The organism is Acidiphilium sp. (assembly GCF_049977125.1).
Lineage (GTDB): Bacteria > Pseudomonadota > Alphaproteobacteria > Acetobacterales > Acetobacteraceae > Acidiphilium.
Map to the genome: position 1 here is coordinate 1 of NZ_JBMFGY010000107.1, position 10,606 is coordinate 10,606.

The following is a 10,606-nucleotide window of genomic DNA, read 5'->3' on the forward strand; positions in this document are numbered from 1 at the left end:
GGAGGCCGTGCGTCCATGCGCGGGGAGGAAGCCGGATGACGACACGCGCGCTCGACGGGTTGAAAATCATCGATCTCACCCGTGTTCTCGGGGGTCCCTACTGCACCATGATCCTCGCCGATCACGGCGCCGAGGTGATCAAGATCGAGCCGCCGCAGGGCGACGAGGTGCGCGACTGGGGCCCGCCGTTTCTCACCCGCGCGGATGGCACGCGTGATGCCAGCTATTATCTCGGCGCCAATCGCGGCAAGCGGGCGATGAGCCTTGATCTGGCGCGGCCGGAGGGGCGCGCCGTGCTGCTGCGCCTGCTCGACGGGGCGGATGTGCTGATCGAGAATTTCAAGCCCGGCAGTCTGGAGGCCTGGGGCATCGGCTATCCGGTGCTGAGCGCGCGGTTGCCGCGGCTGATCCATTGCCGGATCTCAGGCTTCGGCGCGGACGGGCCGCTGGGCGGTCTGCCCGGCTACGATGCCGTGGTGCAGGCGATGACCGGGTTGATGACGATCAACGGCGATCCGGCGCAGGGGCCGGTGCGGATCGGCACGCCGGTCGTTGATCTCGGCACCGGGCTGTATGCGGCGCTGGGCATCATGATGGCGGTTTATGAGCGCGCGCGCTCGGGACTTGGGCAATTCATCGATATGACGCTGCATGACACCGCCCTGGCGCTGCTGCACCCGGCCGGGGCGAATTATCTGTTGTCCGGGCGGCGCCCGGTCGCGACCGGCAACGCGCATCCGAATATCGCGCCGTATGAGGTGTTTCCGACCGCGACCTGCGATATTTTCATCGCGGGCGGCAATGACGGGCAGTTCCGCAAGCTCTGCGCCCTGCTCGACCGGCCCGATCTGGCGGCAGACCCGGATTTCGCGACCAATGCCGATCGGCTCGGCCATCGGGACGCGCTGCGCGCGGCGCTGATCGAGGCGCTCGCGCCGCATGACGGTGCGGCGATCGCGGTGCGGCTGATCGCCGCCGGCGTGCCGGCCGGGGCGGTGCAGGCGGTCGATACCGCGATCGACAGCGCGCATGCCCGCCATCGCGCCATGGTGGTGTCCTGCGATGGGATCGAGACGCTGGGCACGCCGATCAAATTGTCGCGCACGCCGGGCGGGCCGCGCCGCGCGCCGCCGCGCTTCGCCCAGGATCAGGACGCGATTCTGCGCGATCATGGCTATGACGCGGCCGACATCGCGGCGCTCGCGGCCGGGGGTGTGATCCGGCGGACCCGGCGGTAGTCCGGCGGCGCAAGGCACACAGGGATGGGTGAGGGCAGCGGGTTGATCGAGCGCGGGAGTGCGGCGTTCCGGCGGACCAATCTGGCGATGTTCGCCGCCGGGTTTGCGACGTTCGCGCTGATGTATTGCGTGCAGCCGCTGTTGCCGGTGTTTGCCCGCGATTTCAGGGTGACGCCGGTGGTGGCGAGTTTTGCGCTGTCGGCGACCACGTTCACGCTGGCGGGGGCGCTGCTGGTGGCCAGCGCGCTCTCGGAGGCGTGGGGCCGCAAGGCGATCATGGCCGGCTCGATCATCGGCGCGGCGGTGCTGACCATGGTTTCGGCGGCGATGCCGCATTGGGGGGCGTTTCTGGTGGTGCGCGCCGCGATCGGGCTGGTGCTTTCGGGCCTGCCGGCGGTGGCGATGGGGTATCTGGCCGAGGAGATGCATCCGCGCTCGGTCGGTCTGGCGATGGGGTTGTATGTCGGGGGCAGCGGGTTCGGCGGCATGACCGGGCGGTTGCTGACCGGGGTGCTGGCCGATGCGATCGGCTGGCGCTGGGCGATTGTGGTGATCGGGGCGATCGGGTTGGTCTCGGGGCTGGTGTTCGCCGCGCGGCTGCCGCCATCGCGCCATTTCAGCCGCCGCAGCCTGGCGATCGGTTCGTTGCTGCGGGGCTATCGCGCGCATCTCGCGGACCCGGTGCTGCGGTTGCTGTATGCCGAGGCGTTTCTGATCATGGGCGCGTTCGTGACGGTGTATAATTATATCACGTTCCGCCTGCTGGCGCCGCCGTTCGCGCTGTCGCAGACGGTCGTTGGGTTCATTTTCGCGGTCTATCTGGTCGGGGTCGTGAGCTCGGCGTGGATGGGGCATCTGGCGAGCCGGTTCGGCCGGGCGCGGATGCTGCCGCTGGGCATCGCGATCGAGCTGCTCGGCGCGGTCATCACGTTGTCGGGGTCGGTGGCGGTCATTGTGGTCGGGATCGCGCTGGTGACGTTCGGATTTTTCGCCAGCCATTCGGTGGCGAGCTCCTGGGTCGGTGCGCAGGCGCGCGGGGCGCGGGCGCAGGCGGCGGCGTTGTATTTATTCCTTTACTATCTTGGATCAAGCGTGGCAGGGTCGCTCGGCGGATTGGCCTGGAGTTTCGCCGGCTGGAGCGGCGTGGTCGCGATGATCGGGGGGATGCTTGCGGTCGGGATGGGTCTGACCCGCCGGCTGGCGATCTTGCCATCGCGCGTGCAGGAGATCATTTAGGGTTGATGGTCAGTAGATATAGCAACGAATTCGAGCGTTCCTGATGGATGGCGGGTCCGATCACCGGCAGATCACCATCCATACCCCGGCTGATTTCGCGCCGATGCGCGCGGCCGGGGCGCTGGCTGCCGAGGTGCTCGACATGGTGGGCGCGCATGTGCGCCCCGGCATCACCACCGGCGAGATCGATGCGATCTGTCATGAGTATATCGTGGCGCGTGATGCGATCCCGGCGCCGCTGAATTATCGCGGGTTTCCGAAATCGACCTGCATCTCGATCAATCATGTGGTGTGCCACGGGATTCCGGGCGACCGGGTGCTGATGGAGGGCGATGCGCTGAACATCGACATCACCGTGATCCTGAACGGCTGGCACGGTGATTCCAGCCGGATGTATGTGGCTGGCACCGCCTCGACCAAGGTGAAGCGGCTGATCGAGGTCACGTATGAATCGCTGCTGCGCGGCATCGCCCAGGCGCGGCCGGGCAATCATTTCGGCGATATTGGCCATGCCATTCAATCCTATGTCGAGGGGCAGCGCTTCACGGTGGTGCGCGATTTCTGCGGCCACGGCATCGGGCGGCGCTTCCATGAGCCGCCGAATGTGCTGCATTTCGGCCGCAAGGGCGACGGGCCGGTGCTGAAACCGGGGATGTTCTTCACGATCGAGCCGATGGTCAATGCCGGGCGGCCGGAGGTGAAGATCCTGGATGACGGGTGGACGGCGGTGACGCGGGATCGCAGCCTGTCCGCGCAGTTCGAGCATATGATCGGGATTACCGCGACCGGGTGCGAGGTGTTCACCCTCGCGGCCGGGGAGAATATTCCGACCAGCTGATCGGCTTTCCAAATTCATGCGGATATGACAATCTAAGCGTGTGCGAAAACCGCTGAACACGCGACCGTCGTCATCGGACGAATTACCCCTCGATGGACCGGCGCCGCCTGAAGCGGCGGGGGCCGACGCTGATCTCCATGGCGCGGCGGGGCATCGCGCCCGGTTGCGCGCGCGGTTGCTGAAGGCGGGGCCGGAATCGCTGGCCGATCATGAAGTGCTTGAAATGGTGCTGTTTCTTGCGCTGCCGCGGCGTGATACCAAGCCGATCGCGCGTGATCTGGTGAACCGGTTCGGGTCCTATGCGCAGGCGATCGCGGCACCGGTGCCGGCGCTTCTGGCGGTTGAGGGGCTTGGCGAGGCCGGGACCGCGGCGCTGAAAATCGTGCAGGCGGCGGCGCTGCGCCTGGTCAAGGCCGAGGTGATCTATCGCCCGGTGCTCAACCATTGGGACCGGCTGATCGAATACCTCACCGCCGTGCTGGCGCGCGAGCGGGTTGAACAGGCGCGGGTGCTCTATCTTGATAATCGCAACCGCCTGATCGCTGACGAGGTGCAGAGCCAGGGCACCATCAATCACACGTCGATCTATCCGCGCGAACTGGTCAAGCGGGCGCTGGAGCATCACGCGACCGCGTTTATTCTGGTGCATAACCACCCGAGTGGCGACCCGACACCCTCGCAGGAGGATATCGCGATGACGCGCGAGATCAAGCAGGCGGCGATGACTCTGTCGATCGTGCTGCATGACCATGTGATCATCGGCAATGGCAAATGGGTCAGTCTGAAGCGGTTGGGCCTGCTATGAGCCCCAGCCGGTCAGCACGCCGAGATGCAGCCGTGTCCGCAGGCGTCCGGCCGGACTCAGCGCGGCCAGCGCCATCGGGAACAACAGGCGCGGGACCGTGCGGCGGGAGCGGGCGATGGTTGCGTTGGTCTCGCCGGCGTCGCGCAGGTCGCGCAGGAGCGCGGCGGGATCGGCATAGTCGAAATCGATCACCTCGCGCTCGGCGATCGGCAGGGCAAATCCGGCGCGACCGAGCAGCGCCGCGCAATCGGCCAGATCGGGAAACGGCGATACCCGCGGCGAGGCGCCGCCGGTGAGTGCTGCCTCCGCCTCGATCAGGGCGGTGCGAAGCTCGTCGAGCGTACCGAGCAGCGGCAGGCTGGCGAGGAACAGCCCCTCCGGCTTCAGGCTGCGGCGCAGCTGGATCAGCGCGCCCGGCAGGTCGTTGACCCAGTGCAGCGCGAGATGCGCGACGATCAGATCGAAGCGGCCGGTGCCGAACGGCAGGGCTTCCTCGTCGGCGGCGACGGCGAGGCCGCCGCACGCTGAAGCCATGGCCGGGGACAGGTCGGTCGAGACCACCGCGAGGCCGCGCGCGCGCAACAGCGGCGCCACCACCCCCCGGCCCCCGACATCGAGCGCGGTGGCGAAGGAGCGGCCGGTGTCGTCGAGCCGGTCGAGCACGCGCGCGGCGAGATCGTCCAGCACCGGGCGCAGGCGCGCCAGACGCGGCGCCGCGCGGTCGCGGTGGCGGATGACGGCGGCGCGATCGAAAATCACCATGGCGCTCATGGCGGTGCTTGTGGCGCAGACGCGGTGGCGCGGAAACCCCCGCCGATGCTGAAAACCATGGTGCGCGCCGCGCTCGATGTGGTTCTGCCGGCGCATTGCCTGTCGTGCAACGAGCCGGTCGGCGGCAAGGGGCTGCTTTGCGGCGATTGCTTCGCGGCGGCGGAATTCATCACCGCGCCATTTTGCGGCCATTGCGGCCTGCCGCTCGCCGAGCCGGCGCCGCTCTGCACGGCGTGCGACTGGGACCCGCCGCGCTACCGCGCCGCGCGCGCCGCATTGCGCTACGGCCCCGCCGCCAAACGGCTGATCCTGCCGTTCAAATATGCCGACCGCCCTGAAGCCGCCGCCGGGCTTGCGGCACTGCTGCTGCGCCCCGGCGCCGAATTGCTGGCGCGCGCCGAGGTTCTGGTGCCGGTGCCGCTGCACCGGCGCCGCCTCGCCCAGCGCGGCTATAACCAGGCCGGTGAACTCGCCCGCGCGCTGGGCAGGCGCACCGGCACGCCGGTCCTGATCGATGGGTTGATCCGCACGCGCGCGACCCGACCGCTCGCCGAGCTCGACCAGCACGAGCGCGAGATGGCGCTGCGCGGTGCCATTGCGGTGCGCCCGTCGCGGCAGGCGGGGCTGGCGGGGCGGAGCGTGCTGCTGATCGACGACATCCTGACCTCCGGGGCGACGGCCTCGGCCTGTGCCGAAGCCCTCTATGACGCCGGGGCGGCCGCAGTCGATGTGCTGGCGCTGGCGCGGGTGGCCGATCACGCGGAGACCTGAAAACCCTTGCGCTGTGGCGATGCTGGTTTATGTGAAACCTCCATGCCCAAGATCGAAATCTATACCCAGATGTTCTGTCCCTATTGCAGCCGCGCGGTGCGGGTGCTGCGCGAGAAGGGCGTGGCGTTCACCGAGATTGACGCGCCGCATGGCTCGGCCGCCCGGCGGGAGGCGACCGCGCGGTCCAACGGCGGCACCACCATGCCGCAGATTTTCATCGATGATCGCGCGATCGGCGGGTGCGATGAGCTTCTCGCGCTCGACCGCGCCGGCCGGCTGGACCCGCTGCTGACGCCATGATCCATTATCAGCTGCAATGCGCGTCCGGCCATGAATTCGACGGCTGGTTCAACAGCAGCGCCAGTTTCGATGACCAGGCCGCGCGGCATCTGCTGGAATGTCCGCGCTGTGGTGGCCATGAGGTGGAACGCGCGATCATGGCGCCGCGCATCGGCGGCAAGGCGTCACCCGCCGAAGTGCCGGCGGTGATCGAGGCGGGGCCGCCGGTCGCGGCGGATACCGCCATCGCCGGGCCGATGCCGGCGGCGCTGCGCGCGATATTTGCGCGGATGCGGCGCGAGGTCGAGGCGCGCTGCGATTACGTCGGCGGTGCGTTCGCCGAGGAGGCGCGGCGAATCCATGAGGGCGCGGCGCCGGCGCGCGGCATTTATGGCGAGGCCACGCCGGATGAAGCCGAGGCGCTGGCCGAGGACGGGATCGATATTGCGCGCATCCCCTGGGTGCCGCTGGCGGAGGGTTGAGCGGTGAGCGGGACCCTGACCGGGTATTTCGCGCTCGACGGCGTGGCGCCGCGGGTCGACCCGCAGGCCTGGGTGGCCCCCGGCGCGGTGCTGATCGGCGCGGTTTCGCTCGCGGCGGCGGCCAGTGTCTGGTTCAACTGCACCCTGCGCGCGGATAACAACAGCATCACCATCGGCGCGCGCAGCAACATCCAGGACGGCACGGTGATCCATGTCAATGCCGGTCAGGATTTCGCGGCGCGGATCGGTGCCGATGTCACCGTGGGTCATGCCGCGATCATTCACGCCTGCACCCTGGCGGATGGCGCCTTCGTCGGTATGGGGGCGATCGTGCTGGATGGCGCGGTGATCGAGGCGGGTGGCATGCTGGCGGCGCATTCGACATTGACGCCCGGCAAGCGGATCGGGCCGAACGAATTATGGATGGGCTCGCCGGCGAAGCTGGTGCGGGTGATGGGCGCGGCCGAAGCCGCCCTGCGCGCGGCGACGGTGCCGCATTATGTCGCGCTGGCCGCGCGTTATCGGGCGGGGCTCAGGGCTTTGTGATCTGGCGGCCGGCGGCATCGTTCCGACATCTGGTCCGGCGGTTTGGCCGATATGTCATGAGGGGAGGGTGCGATGCTGAAAGCGGTGATGATCGCGGCGCTGTCGCTGATGCTGGCCGGTTGCGCGCTGGAGCGGCCGGCGCCTTCGGTCGGGTATTTGCCGGCGGATAGCTTTGGCGGCGCGATCATCGGCGAGGACCCGGCGATCGCCGCGACCAATGCGGCGACCTATGCGTTCGCGCATCCTGGCGCGATGCGCGGGCATCCGGCGAAAATGGCGCTGGCGATCGCGGCGCTCGATGCGATGGCCGGCCAGTTCGCCACGGGTGGTCGCTGGATCGGGATGAATCCGCTGGCCAAGCAGGAGATGTTGCGGGCGCGGTCCCGCGTGCGGCGGATTCTGGCGATCGCACCCGGCACGCCGTCCCAAACCGTGGTGGATGCGATGGTCGGGGCGGCGCGGCAGTTGCGGCGCGGCAATCGCGCGGGCGCGCTGGAGGCGCTCGCCAGCGCCGGATCGGCGCGGCCCCCGGCGGCGATTCTGGCGCTGCTGGCCGATTTTCCGCCGGTGCCGCTCGCCAATCGGGCGACGCGTTTCGCCAGCCCATATCTTTACCCCGGCGGCATGGCCGGGGGTGGTTTCAGGTTCTGACCGGCTCGAACCGGTAGGGTGAGGCGCTGGTGGTCGAAACATCCAGGGTGAGGCGGTGCGCCAGCGGCGGGAAGGCGCGTGAGCGGCAATCCTGCCGGTCGCACAGCCGGCAGGACAGGCCGATGCCGATGGTGGCGTTGGCGATGGCGATGCCGTCGGCATAGACGAAATCACCGGCGCGGTTGATCTCGCAGCCCATGGCCACCACGCGCGTCGCCGGCGGCTCACCCCAGCGCGCCGGGGTGGCGATGATGGTGCGGGCGAAACAGAGATAGGTCGCGCCATCCGGCAATTGCGCCACCTGGACCTGGACCGTGCCGGGGGCGGCGAAGGCGGAATAGACCACCCAGCGCGGGCAGTTGCCGCCGAACCGCGCGAAGGGGAAGCCGGCCGCCGAGAAGCGCTTGGACACGTTGCCCGCCGGATCGACCCGCAGAAAGAACAGCGGCACGCCGCGCGCGCCGTTGCGTTGCAGGGTCGAGAGCCGGTGGCAGGCCTGTTCGAACGAGACGCCGAACCGCATGGCCAGATGCTCGACATCGTGACGCAAGGCGGCGGCGGCTTCGAGAAACGGCGCGTAGGGCATCAGCACGGCGCCGGCGAAATAGTTGATCAGGCCGATGCGCAGCAATTCCCCGGCGTCACGCGTGGTCATGGCGGCCTGTTTGACGATCGGTTCGATCAGGTCGCGGGCTTCCAGCAGGCCGAGTTGAAACGCCATCTGAAAGCCGCGGCTCTCACGCGGGAGGGTTTCCGACAGGCGCAGATGGCGCGCGGCGGGGTCGTAGACGCGCAGCGCGCCGGGCAGGGGGCCGACCGAGACGACCAGGCCGTGCTTGTGGCGCAGGCGCTCGGCCAGCGCGTGGTTCATGCCCAGCGTGGCGGCGGGCAGTTCGGCGCCCATTGCCTCCGCGGCGGCTTCGAGCTCGGGGAAATGATTGGCATGGTCGTGGAAGAAATCGCGCACCTCCTCGTTCGGCAGCAGGATTCGGCGCCCGGAGGGCAGGGTGATGCCGCCGGTTTCCTCGCGCACCGCCTGAAACGCCCGGTACAGGCCCAGCACCGCCTGGGCCGCCGCCGGCGCCGAGGCGGCGAGGATCTGGGATTCGGCATCGGGCACCGGGTCGGTGCCGAGCAAGGGATCGGCGAAGGTTTCGCGCAGCGCCTGCTCGATCTGGCGTTCATCCGAGCCGGACAGGGCGGCCAGATCGACCTGGAGGATCTCGGTCAGCTTGATCAGAAGCGTCGCGGTGACGCCGCGCTGATCATGCTCGATCAGATTGAGATAGGAGGTGGAGATGCCCAGACGTGTCGCGAGTTTTTGCTGGGTCATGCCCTGTTCCTGGCGCAGGCGACGCACGATACGGCCGATCAGCGGGTTGGACACGGGGGATTTGCCTCGAATCGGGGGTTGATGTTTTCAAGATTTACAGCTTGTAAAACTTTACAGTCAATCTGGCCACTTGTTTCGGTGTTTCATGCCAAGAAACCGCGTGACTTTCGCGGGTGCAGCGTAAATAATCCACTCACGACGAAACAGTCATTTCATCATACGGACGCACGGCGCCAGGAGACCAGAATGTCACATTTCCCCACCCCCCCCCAGGCTCCCGAAGGTTTGCCGGGTGGTTTCGCCACCCCGCCGGATCGGTTCGCGGGAATCCGGCGTGACTATACGATCGCGGATGTCGAGAGATTGTCGGGCAATTTCCGGGTGCGGCATACGTTGGCGGAAATGGGGGCGAATCGTCTGTGGTCGCTGCTCAAGACCGAGCCTTATGTCAACACGCTCGGCGCGCTCACCGGCAATCAGGCGATGCAGCAGGTCAAGGCGGGGCTGAAGGCGATTTATCTGTCGGGCTGGCAGGTGGCGGCCGATGCGAACAACGCCGGCGAGATGTATCCCGACCAGTCGCTCTATCCGGTGAGCTCGGTGCCGCAGGTGGTCAGCCGGATCAACGCGACGCTGCGCCGCGCCGATCAGATCGCGCGGATGGAGGGCGACACGCAATCCTACTGGATGGCGCCGATCATCGCGGATGCCGAGGCCGGGTTCGGCGGCGCGCTGAATGCCTATGAGTTGATGAAGGCGATGATCGCGGCGGGTGCGGCCGGGGTGCATTTCGAGGATCAGCTGGCGTCGGAAAAGAAATGCGGCCATCTCGGCGGCAAGGTGCTGGTGCCGATTTCACAGCATATCCGCACGCTGAACGCGGCACGGCTTGCCGCGGATGTCGAGGGTGTGGCCACCGTGCTGCTGTGCCGCACCGACAGCCATGCGGCGCAATTGCTGACCGCCGATGTCGATGAGCGGGATCGTCCGTTCCTGACCGGCGAGCGCACGCCGGAAGGGTTCTACCGGATCAAGCCGGGTCTCGGCGTTGAATACGCGATTGCGCGCAGCCTGGCGTATGCGCCCTATGCCGATCTGCTCTGGTGGGAGACCTCCGAGCCGAACCTTGAGGAGGCGAAGCAATTCGCCGATGCCATTCATGCCCAGTTCCCCGGCAAGATGCTGGCGTATAACTGCTCGCCCAGCTTCAACTGGAAGAAGAAACTGAGCCCGGAAAAGATCGCGACCTTCCAGCAAGAGATCGCGGCGATGGGCTATAAGTTCCAGTTTGTGACCCTTGCCGGGTTCCATTCGCTGAACTACTCGATGTTCCAGCTCGCCAAAGGCTATGCCGAACGCGGCATGGCGGCCTATTCGGAGCTGCAGCAGGCTGAATTCGCCGCGGAACCGCAGGGCTATACCGCGACGCGCCATCAGCGCGAGGTCGGGACGTCCTATTTCGATGCGGTCGCGGTTGCGGTTTCGGCGGGTCAGGCTTCGACCACGGCGATGGCCGGTTCGACCGAGACCGAGCAGTTCCACGATCAGGAGTCAGGGCCGGGTCATGAGCATGATCATGACGACGGTCTGGTTCACCACCATAGCTGGGCGGTCAGCGCGCCCGACCGCTGAGGCTTAGAGCGTTATGCTTTCAGC

12 protein-coding genes are annotated in these 10,606 nt (G+C 67.6%); 10 read left to right on the forward strand and 2 right to left on the reverse strand.

All coding sequences use genetic code 11. The annotated features are described in order from the left end of the window. Positions 1 to 35 precede the first annotated feature (35 nt). Genes ACP5E6_RS13650 through radC form a run of 4 tightly spaced genes read left to right on the forward strand, consistent with a single transcriptional unit; the run spans position 36 to position 4,117 of the window. On the forward strand, positions 36 to 1,238 hold the full coding sequence (locus tag ACP5E6_RS13650) for a CaiB/BaiF CoA transferase family protein (protein ID WP_427954857.1): 1,203 nt from the start codon (positions 36 to 38) through the stop codon (positions 1,236 to 1,238). 24 nt (positions 1,239 to 1,262) lie between these two features. After that, positions 1,263 to 2,474 (forward strand): MFS transporter, encoded by a 1,212-nt coding sequence (locus ACP5E6_RS13655; RefSeq protein ID WP_427954858.1) that lies wholly within the window; start codon positions 1,263 to 1,265, stop codon positions 2,472 to 2,474. A gap of 43 nt (positions 2,475 to 2,517) precedes the next feature. Then, positions 2,518 to 3,312, forward strand: coding sequence for a type I methionyl aminopeptidase (map, locus tag ACP5E6_RS13660; protein WP_427954859.1), 795 nt, complete (start codon positions 2,518 to 2,520; stop codon positions 3,310 to 3,312). A gap of 40 nt (positions 3,313 to 3,352) precedes the next feature. Next, positions 3,353 to 4,117 carry a RadC family protein gene (radC, locus tag ACP5E6_RS13665; RefSeq protein ID WP_427954860.1) on the forward strand — a complete coding sequence of 255 codons (765 nt, stop codon included), beginning with the start codon at positions 3,353 to 3,355 and terminating at the stop codon, positions 4,115 to 4,117. Here radC and ACP5E6_RS13670 read toward each other — a convergent pair. After that, positions 4,112 to 4,888, reverse strand: a complete 777-nt coding sequence (locus ACP5E6_RS13670) for a methyltransferase domain-containing protein (RefSeq protein ID WP_427954861.1) — start codon at positions 4,886 to 4,888, stop codon at positions 4,112 to 4,114. The genes radC and ACP5E6_RS13670 overlap by 6 nt on opposite strands. 45 nt (positions 4,889 to 4,933) lie before the next feature. Here ACP5E6_RS13670 and ACP5E6_RS13675 point away from each other — a divergent pair, with 45 nt between their 5' ends. The 5 genes from ACP5E6_RS13675 to ACP5E6_RS13695 all read left to right on the forward strand — a co-directional run bounded on the left by ACP5E6_RS13675 (position 4,934) and on the right by ACP5E6_RS13695 (position 7,617). Further along, positions 4,934 to 5,659 carry a ComF family protein gene (locus ACP5E6_RS13675; protein WP_427954862.1) on the forward strand — a complete coding sequence of 242 codons (726 nt, stop codon included), beginning with the start codon at positions 4,934 to 4,936 and terminating at the stop codon, positions 5,657 to 5,659. A gap of 42 nt (positions 5,660 to 5,701) precedes the next feature. After that, positions 5,702 to 5,959, forward strand: coding sequence for a glutaredoxin 3 (grxC, locus tag ACP5E6_RS13680; protein WP_427954863.1), 258 nt, complete (start codon positions 5,702 to 5,704; stop codon positions 5,957 to 5,959). Then, the gene (locus tag ACP5E6_RS13685; RefSeq protein ID WP_427954865.1) at positions 5,956 to 6,420 is read left to right on the forward strand and encodes a DUF1178 family protein; all 465 of its coding nucleotides are present in this window, start codon (positions 5,956 to 5,958) and stop codon (positions 6,418 to 6,420) included. Before grxC ends, ACP5E6_RS13685 begins: the two co-directional genes overlap by 4 nt. 3 nt (positions 6,421 to 6,423) lie before the next feature. Then, positions 6,424 to 6,966: a gamma carbonic anhydrase family protein gene (locus ACP5E6_RS13690; RefSeq protein WP_427954866.1), complete on the forward strand. Its 543-nt coding sequence runs from the start codon at positions 6,424 to 6,426 to the stop codon at positions 6,964 to 6,966. A gap of 72 nt (positions 6,967 to 7,038) precedes the next feature. Continuing rightward, positions 7,039 to 7,617: a hypothetical protein gene (locus ACP5E6_RS13695; RefSeq protein ID WP_427954868.1), complete on the forward strand. Its 579-nt coding sequence runs from the start codon at positions 7,039 to 7,041 to the stop codon at positions 7,615 to 7,617. Here ACP5E6_RS13695 and ACP5E6_RS13700 read toward each other — a convergent pair. Beyond that, positions 7,607 to 9,004 (reverse strand): helix-turn-helix domain-containing protein, encoded by a 1,398-nt coding sequence (locus tag ACP5E6_RS13700; RefSeq protein WP_427954869.1) that lies wholly within the window; start codon positions 9,002 to 9,004, stop codon positions 7,607 to 7,609. The two genes, ACP5E6_RS13695 and ACP5E6_RS13700, sit on opposite strands and share 11 nt — an antisense overlap. Positions 9,005 to 9,196: 192 nt before the next feature. Here ACP5E6_RS13700 and aceA point away from each other — a divergent pair, with 192 nt between their 5' ends. Beyond that, complete coding sequence (gene aceA, locus ACP5E6_RS13705) at positions 9,197 to 10,582, forward strand: isocitrate lyase (RefSeq protein ID WP_427954870.1); 1,386 nt, start codon at positions 9,197 to 9,199, stop codon at positions 10,580 to 10,582. Positions 10,583 to 10,606: the final 24 nt, after the last annotated feature.